Raw genomic sequence first — 17344 nt, 5'->3', positions numbered from 1 at the left:
GAGGCCCGTTCAGGGCCGAAGCGGGGGTCTGGGGGCCGCAGGCCCCCGGAGAGGGTCACTCCGACACCGGGGTCCCCGGGGCCGCAGGCCCCCGGGGAGGCTCACTCCGACGCCGGGGTGCCTCCCTACCCGTCCGCGTACTTCGCGTCCGCCGCCGGGTCCAGCGCCAGTCGGTACCCCCGCTTCACCACCGTCTGGATCAGCTTCGGCGCCCCCAGAGCCGTACGCAGCCGGGCCATCGCCGTCTCCACGGCGTGCTCGTCGCGCCCGGCGCCCGGCAGGGCACGCAGCAGCTCCGCCCGGGGCACCACCCAGCCCGGCCGCCGGGACAGGGCCCGCAGCAGGGACATGCCCGCGGGCGGTACGGGGCGCAGCGCCCCGTCGACCAGGACCGCGTGGCCCCGGATCTCCACCCGGCGCCCGGCGATCGGCAGCGACCGGGCCCGGCCGGGCAGCTCCTGGCACAGCAGCTGGACCAGCGGTCCGAGCCGGAAGCGCTCGGGCTGGACCGTGTCGACGCCGAGGGCCTGCAGGGGCAGCGCGGTGACGGGGCCCACGCAGGCCGGAAGGACGTCGTGGTTGAGGGCGGCGAGCAGTTCCGGAAGCAGCCCGCGTTCCTCCGCGCGCGACAGCAGGGACGCCGCGGCCGGGGCGCTGGTGAAGGTGAGGGCGTCCAGGCCGCGGGAGACGGCCGCGTCCAGCAGCCGGTCGACCGGCCCGATGTCCTCCGGCGGCAGCCAGCGGTAGACCGGTACGCCGAGCACCTCCGCTCCCCCGGCCTTGAGCGCCTCCACGAACCCCGGCAGCGGCTCACCGTGCAACTGGATGGCGATACGTCGGTCCTCGACGCCCTCCTCCAACAGCCGGTCCAGCACCTCTGCCATGGACTCGCTGGACGGCGACCACTCCTCCGTCAGCCCGGCGGCCCGCACCGCGCCCTTGACCTTGGGCCCGCGCGCGAGCAGCTCGACCCCGCGCAGCCGTTCCAGCAGGTCCTCGCCGAGCCCCCACCCGTCGGCGGCCTCGATCCAGCCGCGGAAGCCGATCGCGGTGGTGGCGATCACGACATCCGGCGTCCGCTGGATGATCTCCTTGGTGGCGGCGAGCAGTTCGCTGTCGTCGGCCAGCGGCACGATGCGCAGGGCAGGGGCGTGCAGTACGGCGGCGCCGCGCCGCTGAAGCAACGCCCCGAGCTCGTCGGCGCGGCGCGCGGCGGTGACGCCCACGGTGAATCCCGCGAGGGGCCCGTGTTCGGGTTGCTGCTGTTCGTCGTACATAACTCTCGTCCCGCACTCGAGTTGTGGTGCCTGCGTCAGGTGGTCACACCTGGTGGTTCTTCCGATAGTGCTGCTGCTCCCACCTGCATGCCGAGCGAGCCTGTCAACGGTGCGTGACAGGCTCGGTTCGGCTTGATGTCGGCGGTGTTACGTCACACCTCCGCGTAGCTGAGCTGTGACTTTGCCTCCGTGCTCGCTGTGGCGTGAGTCTCGGAGGGGGCCGGGCGGCGAAGGTATACGGCCCAGGTGACCGCGAAGCAGAGGCCGTAGAAGGCGAGGAAGGCGATGAAGGCGCCGGTGCCGGAGCCCACGGAGAGGAAGGACTGGCGGAAGGCGAGGTTGATGCCGAGTCCGCCGAGCGCGCCGACCGCGCCGATGAGGCCCATGGAGGCACCGGAGAGACGGCGGCCGTAGGCGGCGGCCTCCTCGCCTTCGAGTCCCTTGGCGAGGGCCTTCGTGTGGAAGATGCCGGGGATCATCTTGAACGTCGAGCCGTTGCCGAGGCCGCTGAGTACGAACAGGGCGATGAACGCGGTGGTGAACAGCGGCAGCGACTTCTGCATCGAGGCCACGACGACGACCGCGGTCGCGGCGGCCATGGCGACGTAGTTCCACAGCGTGATCTTCGCACCGCCGAACCGGTCGGCGAGCAAGCCGCCGAGGGGCCGGATCAGGGAGCCGAGCAGCGGGCCGATGAAGGTGACGTAGGCGGCCTGCAGCGGCGTACGGCCGAACTGGGTCTGGAGCACCAGCCCGAACGCGAAGCTGTAGCCGATGAACGAACCGAAGGTGCCGATGTAGAGGAAGGACATGATCCAGGTGTGGGCCTCCTTCACGGCATCCTTGGCAGCACCGGTGTCGTTCTTCACCGACGAGATGCTGTCCATCTTCAGCCACGCGAGGACGGCGGCGATCACGATGAACGGGATGTAGATCCCCAGCAGCAGGCGCGGGCCGCCGCTGGCACCGATGACCGCGAGACCGACGAGCTGTACGACGGGCACGCCGATGTTGCCGCCGCCGGCGTTCAGGCCGAGCGCCCACCCTTTCTTACGGAGCGGGAAGAAGGCGTTGATGTTGGTCATGCTGGAGGCGAAGTTCCCGCCGCCGACGCCGGCCAGCATCGCGCAGATGAGGAAGGTGCTGAACGACGTCCCCGGCTCCATCGCCACGAACGCGGCGACCGTGGGCACAAGCAGCAGGCTCGCCGAGACGACCGTCCACATCCGGCCACCGAAGATGGCTACGGCGAAGGTGTACGGGACGCGGACGATGGCGCCGACCAGCGTGGCCACCGAGACGATCGTGAACTTGTCCGCGGGGGTGAGCCCGTACTCCGGCCCCATGAACAGCACCATCACCGACCACAGGGTCCAGATCGAGAACCCGATGTGCTCGGACAGGACGGAGAAGAAGAGGTTGCGCTTGGCGACCTTCTCCCCGGTCTCGTTCCAGAAGGCCTCGTCCTCGGGGTCCCAGTGCTCGATCCAGCGGCCTCCCCTGCTCGCGGCGGGGGCTGTACTCGGGGCTGTCATGACGCCTCCACGGTTCCTTCGGGGCTCGGTCGCGCTGCTCGGTCGCGCTATGAGTGGCTGATCCCGAAGGTAGGGAGGGCGCGTTTCCGGGCTGTGGCATCGGGTGACCGGAAAGGAACTTTGCTCTCACGGTGGGGGGTGGGGGGATGAGAGGTCGGCTATGTCGTCCCTGTGGACTTTCGCAACATCGTCAGCGCTGTCGCTGAGGGATGGCCCACGTTGCAGCCTTGGGTGCGCCATCGGGACCCCATACGGCCAGCGCGGGCCGTGTGCTGCGGACGCCCAGGAAGTCGATGGTGCCCTCGGCGCACTGCCCGGGCTGCAGGACGGTGTCCTTGCTCGGGAAAGCAGTCTTGGGGTCGGGGGGCATCCATCTTGATGGTGTTCACTTCGCCCCTCGGGCTGATGAGCGCGAAGAATCTCCGATAGACGGTGATCGGCGTGCCGGTAGTGCTGCAGATACGGATCTTCACCTGGTCGTATCGAAGGTCCTCATCGGCCGAGCGGGGAGGGTGGTGCTGTTCGTAGGCCAGCACCGCCGTTGTGCCCGTGGCCTCCGCACCGCTGCGTGCGGTGCTGGTGCTGGTCCACTGCCATGCCTCGCCGAGCGCCATCGGGGCGTCCGGGGGCGCGGAATAGGTGACGTCGGCGCCGGTTTGCGGAGCGTCCGAGTTCGATTCATCTGCTTTTGACGGTGCAGGCGTTGGAGCCGACCCAGTCTTTGGTGCAGCACCACTGACGACATCAGCCGTACCGCCACAGGCTGCGAGGGCGGCACAGAGCAGGCCGACGGACAGGGTTGCAGTGGTGGTGCGCATATTCCCCCCCCGGAGGGTCGTACACCTGAGCAGACAAGACCAACGCCGCAGCGGGGCCGGGCGCAGAGGTCATCGGCTCGGCAAGTCGCTGGAAGACCCGCATCGCCATCGGGTGACCAGGTCCCTGGCCGCCGGTAGACGACCCCGGCGGCCAGGGCGTGGCACGGATCAGGTGCGGTACGCGTAGTACAGGGCGTTCGGGTACGACGCGATGATGCTCGCCACCGACCTGCTGTACGTGTTGGTGGAGTGGTACGTCAGATACGGCACGCCGCGGTTGCGGGACGTGACGATCATGGTGTGGTCCTTCGAGCCGTCCTTGTCGAAGTCGAGCTGGAGGACATCGCCGACGTCCAGCTGGTAGACGTTCGCGAGGCTGGTCGTGCGCTTCGAGTTCTGGGCGAACCAGGACCACTCGTTGACGCCGATGAACGAGTGCGACTGGATGTCGGCGTTGCCGAACCACTTGGTGTAGTCGTACACGTAGCCGGGGACGTGCTTCCAGCCGCCCGCCTTGAGGGACTGGCTGACGAAGTTGGTGCAGTCGCCGCCCGCGCCCTGGCCGTTGAAGTTCGGGTAGGCCGGGTTGTAGTTGGACCAGTACTGCTTGGCGTAGGTGGCCATGGCCGGGTAGTCCAGGCCGGACGCGGTGAAGTTCTTCGGGTTGGCCGGGCCGGGGTACGAGGTCGATGCCTTGGGCGCCGACGGCGTGGTGCTGGCGACCCTCGCGGTCATGGGCTCGACGGCCGGCCTGGCCGTCGAGTTCACGGCGAGTTCGCCCTCGTCGGTCGCGCGGATTCCGGTCAGCTGCCAGTCGCCCCGCCGGTCGGCGCTGAAGGTCAGCTCGTGGTGGGCCTGGAAGCCGGTGGTCCCGGGCTCGCTGCCGCGGACCTTCTCGTAGGTGAGGGTGGTGGTCTCGGTGACCGCGACCTTCGCCTTGCGGCCCTTCACGCTGGTGGCGTCCAGAGTGACGGTGGTGCTGCCCTTGCTGTACTTCTCGCCCAGCTCGGCGAGCTTGTCCTTGCGCTGGTCGAGCGCGGACAGTGCGGCGTCCTCGCCGCGGGCCGTACCGGCGGACATCCGGACGTCCCCCGAGAAGCCGTCGGTCAGCGGCTTGTCCCGGTTGCCCTGCCCGCCGTCGACCAGCGCTTCCGTGCGGTCGGTGAAGACCGCGTCCGCCAGCCGCTGGAAGGTGGCCTTGGTCCTGGCGTCCACCGTGGGGTCGTCGACGACCGCGGCGCCCGCGCTCCAGTTGGGCAGCATCGCCGCTCCGGCGACGACCGAGGCGGCCGCCGCGCCGAGTATGGTGGCGCGTCGCCGCGTACGGCTCAATTTCCTTGTCTTCACTGAATGGTTCCCCTCTTGTCCCGGCGGACGGATGCCGGGGGCAGCGCATCTTCGCACGCCTTGTGTGGCTGTTGTGAAGGGGGATGCGTGCGTGATTCAAGGACGTTATGCGAACGTCACTGCACGACGGTCGACCAGTCCGGGGACTGAGCCGGATCGAGGGTGCGCAGCCGCTCCAGCGTCGCCGGCTTCTGCACGTCCATCCAGTCGGCGAGCTCCTTGAAGGACACGCACTTGACGTCCTTCTTGGTGCAGACCTCCTCGATGATCCGGTCGACGGCCCGCATGTAGATGCCGCCGTTCCAGTTCTCGAAGTGGTTGCCGATGAACAGGGGCGCCCGGCTGCCGTAGTACACGCGGTTGAAGCCCGCCAGGTAGGTGCCGACGGTCTCCTCCTCCCACTCCGGGTACCGGGCCGGGTCGCCCTCGGTCTCGCCGTCGGACTGGTTGTAGAGGAAGTTGAAGTCCATGGAGAGACCCTGGTACTTGCCTCCCTCGTAGGGGAGCATCTGCAGCGGGAAGTCCCAGATGCCGTTCTTCTTGGTCGGCCATATCTGGAAGTCGCCCGCGGAACTGGCGTCGTAGCGGTAGCCGTAGTCCTTGGAGGCCTCCAGCAGGTTCTTCTGGCCCTCCAGGCAGGGGGCGCGCCCGCCGGTGATCTCCTTGGAGACGTCGAACGGCAGCGGGGGGAGATCCGTGTCGCCGGTGTTGGTCTTCCACTTCGACACGAACGAGTTGAACTGGTCGATCTCGCTCTTCCACTCCTCGACGCTCCAGTCGCCGCCGCCCTTCTCGCCGCAGAAGTGGCCGTTGAAGTGGGTGCCGATCTCGTTGCCGTCCTGCCACGCCTTGCCGAGCTGCTCCACCGTGGTGAGGATGTGCTCGTCCGTGGGGTAGCTGATCGCCGCGGCCCCCCGGTCGTGCTGGGGCGGGTCGTACAGCGCCTTCTTGTCCTTCGGCAGCAGGTAGATGCCCGTGAGGAAGAACGTCATGTGGGCGTCGTACTTCTTCGCCACCTCGCGGTAGTGCGAGAAGAGCTTGTCGTCGCCCTCCAGCGCGCCGTCCCAGGAGAAGACGACGAACTGGGGCGGCTTCTGCCCGGGCTTGAGCCGCTCCGGCTTCAACTGGCCCTTTTGCGGACCGGTGTAGGAAGTGGAGCCGTCCCCCAGGATCTTGGTCCTGCCGTCCCACTGCGGCTCCTTGGCGGCCGACCCGCCCCCCTTGCGCTGTTCCCCGGAGGACGCGGTCGGCTCGGTGTTCCCCGTGCGGTTCAGCACCAGGTAGCCCGCCGTCAGCGAGGCGACGACGAGGAGCGCCGCCAGGGCCAGGAACCCCGGGCGGCGTGCGGCGGCGGTGCGGCGCGCTGCCCGGGCCTTGCGGCGACGCCCAGACGGTGGCTTCATGTGCGGCTCATTCTCCTGACGGTTGGACTGCGGTACCGGATCGGTGGTCAGCCGAGGGGTTTCATGGCACCGGACCAGATGCCGTAGGGGACGCTGTCGTCGGCGGTGCCGGCGAGGCCCTTCAGCGGCAGCGGTTCGAGGCTCTTGGCGAGGTCGATGCGGTAGACGACGACCGCCGTGGAGACGGACTTGTTCGTGCCGACGTACCAGGAGGCGGTGTCCTTCGGCGTCGTCCCGGTCTTCCCCGCCACCTGCGCGCCGGCGGGCGCCGCGTCGGGGTGGGCGGTCCGGAAGGCGTCCGTGAGCGCGGAGGTGACCTCTTCGGCCACGTCGGCGCCGACCGCCCGGCGCGGGTCCGGCAGGTTCAGGGAGATCTTGTCGCCGTTGTGGGTGATCCGCCGCACCGAGTACGGCTCGGTGTGCTTGCCGGCCGCGGCGAACGTGGAGTAGCCGCTGGCCATGCGGATGGCGCTGGGTGTGGAGCTGCCCGTGGCCAGCGCCGGCACCTGGGCCCCGATGCTGGAGCTCAGCAGACCCGCGGCCTCGGCGGTGGCGCGCACCTTGTCCAGGCCGGTGTCCATGCCGAGTTGCATGAAGGGCGTGTTCACCGACAGCTCCATCGCCCGGTGCAGGGAGATCTGCCCGTACGACTTGTCGCCGTCGTTGCTGGCGGCCACCTTGCGGCCGCTGCGGTCCCAGTACGGCCCCTCCGGCGTGGTCACCGGCACGTCGTCGTCGCCGTCGTAGACGGAGTCCCCGGTGACGGGCGTCCTCTCCCCGTCGCGGGTCTTGCGGACGCCGTGCTCCAGACCGGCCGCGTACACGAACGGCGCGAAGGCCGAACCGGCGGGGACGGTGGTGGCGTTGGACTCGTTGTAGCCCTGCTTACGGTGGTCGGGCCCGCCGTGCATGGCGAGGATCCGGCCGTCCGAGGCGACCGACGCCGCGCCGTAGTGCACGCTCTTCGCGGCCTTCGGGTCGTCCTTCAGAGCCTGCTCGCGCGCCTTGGTGACGGCTTCGGTGAGCTGGTCCTCGCGTCGCTTGTCGAAGGTCGTGTAGATCTGGTAGCCGCCGAGGTCGAAGTCCTTGTCGGAGATCTGGGCGGCCTTCTTGGTGTACTGGGAGGCGAGTTCGACGAGGTAGTCGCTCTGCTCACCGGTGTCGTACAGCGGGTTGCTCTTCAGCGGCTCCGGGAACTTCCGGTAGGTGTCCCGCTCGGCCTGCGAGAGCTTGCCTATCTGGACCATCCGGTCGAGGGTCCAGGACCAGCGCTCCACGGCCCGGGCGCGGTTGGCGCCGCTCAGGGTCGGGTCGTACAGGCCGGCGCCCTTGAGCAGGGCGGCCAGGAACGCCGCCTCGCTGGCGTTGAGCTCGCTGACGTCCTTGCCGTAGTAGGCCTGGGCGGCGCGCTGGATGCCGTAGGTGCCCCGGCCGAACCAGCTGGTGTTCAGGTAGCTCTCGAGGATCTCGTCCTTGCTCATCCGGTTGTCGAGCTTGAGGGCGATCATCGCCTCGCTGAACTTGCGGCTCAGCGTCTGGTCCTGGTTCAGGTAGACGTTCTTGACGTACTGCTGGGTGATGGTCGAGCCGCCCTGGGTGTCGCCCTGGCCCAGTGTGCGGAACAGGGCGCGGGTGATGCCCTGGACGGAGATGCCGGGGTCGCTGTAGAAGCTCGCGTTCTCCGCGGCCAGGACCGCCCAGCGGACGTCGTCGGGGATGTCCTTCAGCGGCATCGCCTGCCGCTGCACCCAGCCGGTACGGGCCATGGGCGTCCCGTCGGCCCAGAAGTACACGTTGTCCTGCTGGGTGGCGTACGAGTTGAGGTTGTCCGGGATGTCGGTGGCCGCGTAGGCGACGGCGAGGAGGAGGCTGCTGAGGCCGATGCCGGCCAGTGCGCCGCCGAGCCACTGCCGCCAGGAGGGCAGCCAGCGGCGCCAGCCGGTGCGTCCGGGCCGGGGGTACTCCGGCCGCATCCGGCGGGCGTAGGGCGCGAGGCGGGTGGCCAGGGGGGTGAGGCGAGCGGCAAGGGGGGCGAGGAAGGCCAGCAGGGGCGCCAGCCGGAGCGCGGCTACGAGGCGGGGGCCCAGGGGCGGGCTGGGGGCTTTGCGGCGGTTCCGGTTTCTGCGGCGATGCTGCTGGTCGGGCGTGTCATCGCCGGGTATTCGCTGCGATGAATCCGCCTCCGCGGAAGCGGATATTTCGGATATCGCAGATTCACTGTCACCCTCGGATATGCGTTGTGACGGCACCCGCAACTGAACGGTCTGGTCCACCGGAAACAGGCCGGACACTTTCAGCTGCATGGTGGCGTCCCGCTCCTGAGGTTCCTCCCCCTGCCCCCTCAGCGCCACTGCCTCCCCCTCGCATTCGGTATATGCCGACCTCACAGTCCAGCGCGCCTACAAATTACCAGCGCCCTTCACAAACTCTCCACGGAGGAAAGTGTTATGTGACCCAGCACATTGGCGAATAAGGGACATTTGACGTACAAGTGATGACGCTCACGTCGGGCCGTCGGACGCTCACGTCGACCCGTTAGACGCGCACATCGGGCCGTTGGTTGTATACGCCCAGGCTGCCGAGTCCACGTCCGGGACCCAGCCATCGGCGGGCGGCTCCAGCCACCCCTCCTCGGCCGCGATCCGCGCCGCGGCGTGTCGCAGGGCGTCGAGAGCGGGGTGCGCCAGGCCCTTGCGCCACACCAGGGACACGGGCGACAGGGGCACGGGGTCGACCAGGGGGCGCAGCACGGTCCCGGGCATGGCCGGGAAGTCGACCACGGCGAGGACGGGGTGGCGCAGCTTGGCCATGATGCGCCGGAACTCCTCGTCGCCGACGGCGAGCGGCGCGGGCGGGGCGACCTCGATGCCCCGCCCGTCGAAGAGCCGGTGCGCGAGGTCGGTCCACTCCGGCGTACGGGGGTTGCCGGCACCGGCGTACACGGTCTGGCCGGACAGCGCGGCCAGCGGCACCCGCTCCAGGGCGGCCAGCGGATGGTCCCCGGGCAGCACGATCGCCATCGGCTCGTAGCGGACCGGCTGATGATCGAGGCCGGCCCGCAGCGCCGGGTCCAGTCCCGCGAACCGTCCGAAGGACGCGTCCAGCCGCCCCGCGACCAGCTCCGCGGCCGCACCCGTCAGGCCGCTCTCGTAGCGGGCCATCAGTTCGTGCTCCGGGGCGAGTTCGCGGGCCCGGTGCAGGACCCGGCGCCCGGTGACCAGGCCCGGCGAGTTCAGGTCCACCAGCAGGGGCCGCGCCTGGCCGAAGGCGGCGAGCAGATCGTCCTGGGCCTGGAGGGCACGGCGGGCGTACGGCACCAGCCGCTCGCCGTCGGCCGTCAGCGTGACGTGCCGGGTCGTCCGCACGAACAGCTCGGCGCCCAACTCCCGCTCCAGCCGCCGTACATCCCGGCTCAGCGCCTGCTGGGCAACGTACAGGAGGGCCGCGGCGCGCGTGAAGTGCAGCTCGTCCGCCACGGCGAGGAAGGCACGCAGGAGACGGGGATCGAGGTGGGCGGGAGCGGCAGCGGACATGCGGGGAACCTACATCCCGCGTGCGTCTCACAACACAGGTGCGTGAATCCGTACCGAACAGGTGTTGGACCCCTTGATCCACTGCGGGCGACGGTGGAGCCATGCCGCAATCGCCGTCCACGAACGCCCCGACCCCCTCCATCGGCCACCCCTCCCGCCCGTACCGCAGGCTCTTCGCCCACCCCGGCACCCGCGCCTTCACCCTCGCGAACCTGGCCGCCCGCCTCCCCATGGGCATGTTCAGCGTGAGCGCGGTCGTGATGATCGCCGGCACCCGGGGGTCGTACGCCCTCGCCGGCGCCGTCACCGCGACCGGCCTCGCGGCGACGGCGCTGGTCGCCCCCTGGACGGCGCGGCTCGTCGACCGGCACGGCCAGGCCCGGGTCGCCGTACCGGCCACGCTCTGCGCGGCGCTGGGCAGCCTCGCGCTGCTGCTGTGCGTGCGCTACGACGCCCCCGCCTGGACCCTCTTCGCCGCGTACGCCGCCACCGCGACGACCCCCAACACCGGCGGCATGTCCCGCGCCCGCTGGGCGCACCTGCTCAAGGGCGACGCCGAGGCCCTGCACACCGCGAACTCGTTCGAACAGGCCGCGGACGAGCTGTGCTTCATGCTGGGTCCGGTGCTCGCGGCCTTCCTGTGCGGGACGTTCTTCCCGGAGGCGGGGACGCTCGTCGGGGTGGTGCTTTTGGTGACGGGGGTGCTGGCGTTCGCGGCCCAGCGGTCGACGGAACCGCCGCCCTGGGCCCCTGCGGCCGGGGCCGCCGGCACCTCGCTGTTGCGCGCGCCCGGCATGCCCCCGCTGCTGGCCGTCTGCCTCGCCATGGGGGCGGTGTTCGGGTCGACGGAGGTCGTCACGATCGCGTTCGCGGACGCCCAGGGCCACCGGACGGCCGCGGGTGCGGTGCTGGCGCTCCAGGCGGCCGGTTCCTGTGCGGCGGGGCTGCTGTACGGGCGGCTGCGGCTCTCCGGTCCCGCCGGGTACCGCTACGTGTGGTGCATAGCGGCGATGACCGCGCTGCTGACGCTGCCCCTGCTCGCCGCGTCCCTCACCGGCTCGCTCCCGCTGCTGTGTGTCGCGCTGCTGTTCGCCGGCATGGCGACTGCGCCGACCATGATCACCAACATGGCCCTGGTCCAGCAGCGCACCCCGGACGGCCGCCTCAACGAGGGCATGACCCTCGCGGTGACCGCCCTGCTCGGCGGCATCGCGTGCGGCAGCGCGATCGGCGGCTGGCTGGCGGAGCACCTCTCCCCTGCGGCGGCCTACGGCGTGCCGGTCACGGCGGCGTCCGCGGCACTGCTCATCGCCCTCGCGACAGGGGCCGTCGGCTCGGCGCGCGGTCGCGTGAACAGTGGGTGATCGTGGTGCCGGGTGGGGGGCCGCTGTGCTGTACTTGGGTGCAGAAGGGCCCTCGCCCGGCCGTGTGACGGGACGGTGGCCCGCGCTCAGCAGGAGCCTGTCGGATGTCCCCACGTGGTATGGGGACATCCGGCTACCTGCTCCGCCGACCAAGGAAGTGGGCCCCGCCCGAAGCGGGAACTTCGAGCGGGGCCCGGCTCAACAGGAGCCTGTCGGATGTCCCCACGTGGATTGGGGATATCCGGCTACCTGCTGCACCACCAGAGCAGCCACCTCCTCGCGTGCCTCGCCGCTCGCTCCGGCAGAAGCCGGATCAGCCGCATGACGAAAGTCAGTTCCTGCTCCTCGTGACCGCCCATCCGGGGGCGTCCTCCCCTCGACGTGAGGCGGCCGGCCACGGTCCCGGAGCCGCTCTCGTCGGGCCGGGCCCCGACGAGGTGGGGCCCGGAATGAAGGGAGGACGCACCCATCGGGTGCGTCACGAGGGAAACCATACCGGCTACGCCATGCTGTCGTGTGACAACGGACAGCGACGGGAGGCCAGTTGGTGCCTCAGCTGTGCCAGGCCCGTGGGCAGGCGTAGGCGCGCAGACGTTCCGGGCGGGTCCAGTGGGCCGTGGTGGGGCGTTGCGGGGTGGGGGCGTCCGGCGTGGTCAGACGCAGGGTCAGGACGGCCGTGAACGCCGCGAGTTCCTCGGGACTCGGCTCGCCCCGCAGGACCTTGAAGGACGTGGCGGCGAGCAGGTCGGAGGCCGACGGGTGCGGGGTCGCGGTCTGGGGCTGAGTCCGGGTCGTGGTCATGAGGGCTCCTACTGGGGCGGGTTGCCGTGCTTGCGGGTGGGCAGGGCCGCGGACTTGGTGGCGAGCATCGCCACGGCGCGGCTGAGGATCTGCCGGGTCTCGCGGGGGTCGATCACGTCGTCGACGAGGCCGCGCTCGGCCGCGTAGTAGGGGTGGACGAGTTCGTCCTTGTACTCCGCGATCTTCTGGCGGCGCATCGCCTCGGGATCGTCGGCGGCCGCGATCTCCCGGCGGAACACGACGTTCGCCGCGCCCTCCGCGCCCATCACGGCGATCTCGTTGGTGGGCCAGGCCAGGGCGACGTCGGCGCCGATGGAGCGGGAGTCCATGACGATGTAGGCGCCGCCGTAGGCCTTGCGCAGGACGACCGAGACGCGGGGCACGGTGGCGTTGCAGTAGGCGTAGAGGAGCTTCGCCCCGCGGCGGATGATGCCCTCGTGTTCCTGGTCGACCCCGGGCAGGAAGCCGGGCACGTCCACCAGGGTGATCAGCGGGATGTTGAACGCGTCGCAGAACTGCACGAACCGCGCGCCCTTCTCGCTCGCCCGGATGTCGAGCACGCCGGCCATGGAGGCGGGCTGGTTGGCGACGATGCCCACGACATGGCCGTCGAGGCGGGCCAGCGCGCAGACGATGTTGGTGGCGAAGGCGGCGTGGACTTCCAAGTAGTCGCCGTCGTCGACGAGTTCCTCGATCACCTTGCGGATGTCGTAGGAACGGTTGCCGTCCTCGGGGACCAGGTCGAGCAGCGCGTCGCCGGGGCGGTCCGCGGGGTCGTCGGTGGGGTGGGCGGGGGGCAGTTCGCGGTTGTTGGAGGGGAGCAGCGACAGGAGGTAGCGGACCTCTTCGAGGCAGGTGCGCTCGTCGTCGTAGACGAAGTGGGCGACGCCGGAGATGCCGCCGTGCACGTCGGCGCCGCCGAGGCCGTTCTGGGTGATCTCCTCGCCGGTGACCGCCTTCACCACGTCCGGGCCCGTGATGAACATCTGGGAGATGTCGCGTACGGCGAAGACGAAGTCGGTCAGGGCGGGTGAGTAGGCCGCGCCGCCCGCGCACGGGCCGAGCATCACGCTGATCTGCGGGATGACGCCGGACGCCTTGGTGTTGCGCTGGAAGATGCCGCCGTAGCCGGCGAGCGCGGAGACGCCCTCCTGGATGCGGGCGCCTGCGCCGTCGTTGAGGGAGACCAGGGGCGCGCCCGCCGCGATGGCCAGGTCCATCAGCTTGTGGATCTTCTGAGCGTGGGCCTCGCCCAGGGCGCCGCCGAAGATGCGGAAGTCATGGGCGTAGACGAAGACCGTGCGGCCCTCCACCGTGCCCCAGCCGGTGACGACGCCGTCGGTGTACGGCCGCTTCGCCTCCAGTCCGAAGCCCTGGGCGCGGTGCCGGCGCAGGGCCTCGACCTCGGTGAACGAGCCTGGGTCGAGGAGGAGTTCGATGCGTTCGCGGGCGGTCAGCTTGCCCTTGGCGTGCTGGCGTTCGGTGGCCTTGGGGTCGGGGCCGTTGCGGGCGCGTTCCTTGATGGTCCGCAGTTCCGTGAGCCGGTCCGCCTCGGTGGCGTCCGGGGCGGTGTCGAGCACGGGAGCTTCGGGAGCTCGGGGTTCGGTGACGGTTACGGTCATGATGCCTGGGCCCTTTCCTTCCTGTTCCTGGTGTCGATGAGGGCGTGCGTGCGGACGGCGGACGGGTCGTGGGCGCGCAGCACGGTGCGCAGGGCCGGTCGGACGGCGGAGATCCGCAGGTCGGCGTCCCGGGTGTGGAGCCACTCGGCGGGCACCGGGTGCAGGGCGGTCCGCCAGTCCTTGGCGCCGGCCAGCGCGGCGGCGCCGACATGGCCGTCACACAGGGGCATGTTGCGCACCGTCCAGCCGGTCGGACGCCAGGACTCGGCGGCCTCGCCGAGGTAGTCGAGGTCGGCCGCGCGGGCGAGCCCGGTGCCGAGGCCCTTCAGATACGCCTCCTTGCGGGACCACAGCCGTGCGAAGGCCGTCCGGCGCCGGTCGGCGGGGAGCCGGGTGATCTCCTGCCGCTCGGCCGGGTGCAGCAGGGGCAGACAGGCGTCGACGGTCTGCGGCGACGGCAGGGCCTGGACGTCGACGCCGACCCGGGTGCGGGCCACCGCGACCAGCGCCAGGCCGTGGCTGTGCGAGAGCGAGAACTCGGGGGCGCCCGGCAGATCGACCAGGACCGGCCGGCCGTGCCGCTCCCCGCACTCCTCGCACCACTCCCGGCCGAGGGGCAGGCGCCGGGGTGCGACGCCCGTGTAGACCGACAGGACCCGGCGCAGGCCCACGTGGGCGGCGACGTACATCTGCCGGTCGCTCTGCCTGCGGTAGGCGGCGGCGCGGCGCCGCTCCTGTTCGTCGAGTTCGACGTCCGGTACGTCGCGCGGCGAGGCGGGGGGTGGCAGCAGCCAGACGTGCAGGTCCGACGGGCCCAACTCCCGGGTGCCGCGCGGGGTGTTCGGTATGAGGGGGAGGTTCATGGGCGGCTCCCGGTGCCGGGCGTGGGTTCGGATGCGGGCTCGTCGAAGGCTGCTGGTTCGTTTGTGGAGCCGGGTGTTTCCCTTGGGGGGCCGGGTGGTTCGCTCGTGGAGCCGGTTGTGGGGTCCGTCGGGTGGGGGTGTTCCTGGGGTCGGTCGGCCTGGGTGGGGGCCGCGGCTCGTGCGTCGCTGCGGTCGGCCACCGCCGCGACGAGGGCGGCCGTCAGGGAGAGCAGGCCGCCCGCCCACAGCGCGGAACGGGTGCCGAGGTGCGAGGTGACGGCGCCGACGAACAGGGCGCCGAGCGGGGCGCTGCCCTGCAGGATCAGGGTGTAGAGGGCCATGACCCGGCCCCGGTAGGCGGGGTCGCTGCCCAGCTGGACACGGTGGTTGGCGGCCTGCGCGAAGTACAGGGAGGCGAAGCCGGTCGGTACCAGCAGGACCAGCGCCGTAGTCAGGTTCGGCGCCCATCCGGTGGCCGCCGCGAGGGCGCCGAAGGCGCAGGCCCAGCCGATGACCAGGCGCGCCCGGGGGCGGCCCCGGCGGAGGGTGCCGGTGAAGGCGGCCAGCAGCGATCCGGCGGCGAGCGCCGCGGTGAGCAGGCCGAAGGCGGCGGCGTCGGTGTGGAAGACGGTGCGGGCCATGAGCGGCAGGGTCAGCTGGAGGTTCAGGCCGAACAGCGACACCGCCGCGAGCAGGGCCAGCGTCGCCACCAGGTCGGGCCGGGACCGCAGATGGGCCAGTCCTTCGGTGACCCGGGCCGGGCCCGCGGCCGGGCGGTGCGGCCGGTGCAGTTCCCCGGGACGCATGGCGCGCAGCCCGGCCACGGTCGCCGCGTAGCTCGCCGCGTTGAGGAGCATCACGGTGCCGGTGCCGGCGGCCTCGATCAGCAGCCCGGCCAGCGACGGGCCCAGCACCCGCGCGATGTTGAAGTAGGCGCCGCTGAGCGCGGACGCGTTGGGCACCAGGTCGGGTCCGACGAGTTCGGCGATGAAGGACAGCCGTGCCGGGACCTCGACGGCGTTCGCGACGCCGAGGGCGAGTGCGAAGACGTAGACGTGCCACAGCTCGGCCGCTCCGCCGGTGACCAGCAGGCCGAGCAGCAGCGCCAGCACGCCGGAGACGACGTTGGCCCCGGTCAGCAGGGCCCGCTTGTCGTACCGGTCGGCGATACGACCGCCGTAGAGCGTCAGCAGCAGCATCGGCGTGAACTGGAGCGCGGTGACCGTGGCGAGTGCCGTGCCGGAGTCGCCGGTCAGTTCGAGGACGAGCCAGTCCTGGGCGACGACCATCATCCAGGTGCCGGTGGCGGACGCGATCTGACCGCCGGCGAAGAGCCGGAAGTTGCGTACGGTCAGGGAGCGCAGGCTGGTGGCGAGCAGTCGGCGGGGTGGCCGTCGGCGCTTGCGCGGCGTCCTGCGTGGTGTCGTGCGTGGGGTCCTGGCCGGGGTCATGGACCGTCCCGCTCCGGCAGGCCTTCCTCGAAGTACAGGCACTCCTCGAAGAAGGCGAGCGCGCGCAGGTGGTAGGCGCGGGCCGTGCGGCCCAGGCTGATGTTGTGCCCGGCGTCCGGCTGCCGGTCGACGACGACCCGGGGCGCGGCGCTCAGCCTGGCCCGCAGGTCCTCGAGGGCGTCGGCGTCGTGCCGCCACCACAGTTCGTGCTCGGCGAAGGTCAGGCGTACGGGGACGCGCACGCGCGGGGCGAGCGCGTCGAAGACGTCAGGCCAGTCGGAGGCGGCCCGCAGCTCCAGCTCCGGGATGGGCTTCACGAAGGCGGCGCTGCGCTTGAAGGTGGCGGGCGGATAGAGGCCGAGCCGGCCCCAGTTGTGCTTCCAGCGGGCCCGTTCGGGACCGGTGAGCAGTTCCGCGGAGCGCGGGGCGTACCGGTGCCCGCAGCCGGAGATGTCCAGGCCCAGCAGCTCGGCGGGCGGGGCCTCGGCGGCCAGGGTGAGGGCGAGCTTGCCGCCGAAGGAGTGCGCGAGCAGGAACGTACCGATGCCGATGTCGTACTCGGCGTCGAAGTGGTCGAGCGCGGCCCGCAGGACGCGGGCCTGTCCGGCGAGGTCCAGGCCTTCGGGGAGCCCGGCGGCGGAGTCGCCGTAGCCGGGCCGGTCGACGGCGAGGACCGCGTACCCCAGATGCGCTCCCAACGCGCACAGGGAGGCGTCCGGTTGGGCCCCGCCGTCGAAGTACCCCGCGCTCATCCCGGCCCCGTGCAGCGCGACCACGGTGGCACGCGGCGGCGTGCTCTCGGGTGCGCTCAGCAGGGCCGACAGGGTGTACCCGGCGGCATCGAGCGTGATCCGCCGCACGCGCGGGCCGACCGACAGGGACGTGACCATCGTGCTACGCCACCTCCGGGGTGCCGAACCAGTGGTGCAGGGCGATGACGAGGGCCTCGACGCCGGTCGGGTCGTCGGCGAACGGCCAGCCGGCCTCGGGTGTCGTGGCCTCGGCTTCGCCGCCGTGGGGGGTGCCGGCGACGGGGCTGCCGGCAGGCGTGTGGCTGGTGACGGGGCCGTCGGCAGCCGTAGGGCTGTTGACGCGGCCCCCGGCGGGCGAAAGCCCGGAAGCGGGAGTGCCGGTGGGCATGGGGCCGGAAGCAGGAGCGCCGGAAGGCACCGGGCCGGAAGCAGGAACGTCCGCGGCCAGAGGGCCCGAGACACGACCGTCGGCGGCCACGAAGCCGGAAGCAGGAGCGCCGGCAGGCACCGGACCAGAGGCAGGAACATCCGCGGCCAGAGGGCCCGAGACACGACCGTCGGCGGCCACGAAGCCGGAA

Annotated in this window: 12 protein-coding genes; 1 reads left to right on the top strand and 11 read right to left on the bottom strand. The window is 71.2% G+C overall.

The genetic code is table 11. From position 1 onward, the window contains the following. Window positions 1–125 precede the first annotated feature (125 nt). The 6 genes from ACFY5C_RS20830 to ACFY5C_RS20805 form a co-directional block, all read right to left on the bottom strand. The gene (locus ACFY5C_RS20830; RefSeq protein WP_389446274.1) at window positions 126–1277 is read right to left on the bottom strand and encodes a uroporphyrinogen-III synthase; all 1152 of its coding nucleotides are present in this window, start codon (window positions 1275–1277) and stop codon (window positions 126–128) included. A gap of 152 nt (window positions 1278–1429) precedes the next feature. Then, window positions 1430–2812: a nitrate/nitrite transporter gene (locus ACFY5C_RS20825; protein ID WP_389446272.1), complete on the bottom strand. Its 1383-nt coding sequence runs from the start codon at window positions 2810–2812 to the stop codon at window positions 1430–1432. 986 nt (window positions 2813–3798) lie between these two features. Further along, window positions 3799–4977 carry an amidase domain-containing protein gene (locus ACFY5C_RS20820; protein WP_389446270.1) on the bottom strand — a complete coding sequence of 393 codons (1179 nt, stop codon included), beginning with the start codon at window positions 4975–4977 and terminating at the stop codon, window positions 3799–3801. Window positions 4978–5093: 116 nt separating this feature from the next. Then, window positions 5094–6380, bottom strand: coding sequence for a hypothetical protein (locus tag ACFY5C_RS20815; protein ID WP_389446269.1), 1287 nt, complete (start codon window positions 6378–6380; stop codon window positions 5094–5096). A gap of 47 nt (window positions 6381–6427) precedes the next feature. Then, the gene (locus ACFY5C_RS20810) at window positions 6428–8683 is read right to left on the bottom strand and encodes a transglycosylase domain-containing protein (RefSeq protein ID WP_389446267.1); all 2256 of its coding nucleotides are present in this window, start codon (window positions 8681–8683) and stop codon (window positions 6428–6430) included. Window positions 8684–8902: 219 nt separating this feature from the next. Then, window positions 8903–9913 (bottom strand): LysR family transcriptional regulator, encoded by a 1011-nt coding sequence (locus ACFY5C_RS20805; protein WP_389446265.1) that lies wholly within the window; start codon window positions 9911–9913, stop codon window positions 8903–8905. A gap of 101 nt (window positions 9914–10014) precedes the next feature. On the opposite strand from ACFY5C_RS20805, the gene ACFY5C_RS20800 reads away from it, so the two are divergent. After that, the gene (locus tag ACFY5C_RS20800) at window positions 10015–11277 is read left to right on the top strand and encodes an MFS transporter (RefSeq protein ID WP_389446263.1); all 1263 of its coding nucleotides are present in this window, start codon (window positions 10015–10017) and stop codon (window positions 11275–11277) included. A gap of 552 nt (window positions 11278–11829) precedes the next feature. Here ACFY5C_RS20800 and ACFY5C_RS20795 read toward each other — a convergent pair. From ACFY5C_RS20795 to ACFY5C_RS20775, 5 genes are read right to left on the bottom strand one after another with little or no spacing between them, the layout of a single operon-like run. Then, window positions 11830–12078, bottom strand: coding sequence for an acyl-CoA carboxylase subunit epsilon (locus ACFY5C_RS20795; RefSeq protein WP_389446262.1), 249 nt, complete (start codon window positions 12076–12078; stop codon window positions 11830–11832). Between the two features lie 8 nt (window positions 12079–12086). Then, window positions 12087–13700 carry an acyl-CoA carboxylase subunit beta gene (locus tag ACFY5C_RS20790; RefSeq protein ID WP_389446260.1) on the bottom strand — a complete coding sequence of 538 codons (1614 nt, stop codon included), beginning with the start codon at window positions 13698–13700 and terminating at the stop codon, window positions 12087–12089. Beyond that, window positions 13697–14563 (bottom strand): 4'-phosphopantetheinyl transferase family protein, encoded by an 867-nt coding sequence (locus ACFY5C_RS20785; protein WP_389446258.1) that lies wholly within the window; start codon window positions 14561–14563, stop codon window positions 13697–13699. The genes ACFY5C_RS20790 and ACFY5C_RS20785 overlap by 4 nt, the downstream gene beginning before the upstream one ends. Then, complete coding sequence (locus tag ACFY5C_RS20780) at window positions 14560–16014, bottom strand: MFS transporter (protein ID WP_389446254.1); 1455 nt, start codon at window positions 16012–16014, stop codon at window positions 14560–14562. The genes ACFY5C_RS20785 and ACFY5C_RS20780 overlap by 4 nt, the downstream gene beginning before the upstream one ends. Further along, the gene (locus tag ACFY5C_RS20775) at window positions 16011–16904 is read right to left on the bottom strand and encodes an alpha/beta hydrolase (RefSeq protein WP_389446253.1); all 894 of its coding nucleotides are present in this window, start codon (window positions 16902–16904) and stop codon (window positions 16011–16013) included. The genes ACFY5C_RS20780 and ACFY5C_RS20775 overlap by 4 nt, the downstream gene beginning before the upstream one ends. Window positions 16905–17344: the final 440 nt, after the last annotated feature.

The organism is Streptomyces sp. NPDC012935 (assembly GCF_042900345.1).
Classification (GTDB): Bacteria; Actinomycetota; Actinomycetes; order Streptomycetales; family Streptomycetaceae; genus Streptomyces.
This window is presented reverse-complemented; position numbering and strand designations above follow the sequence as displayed.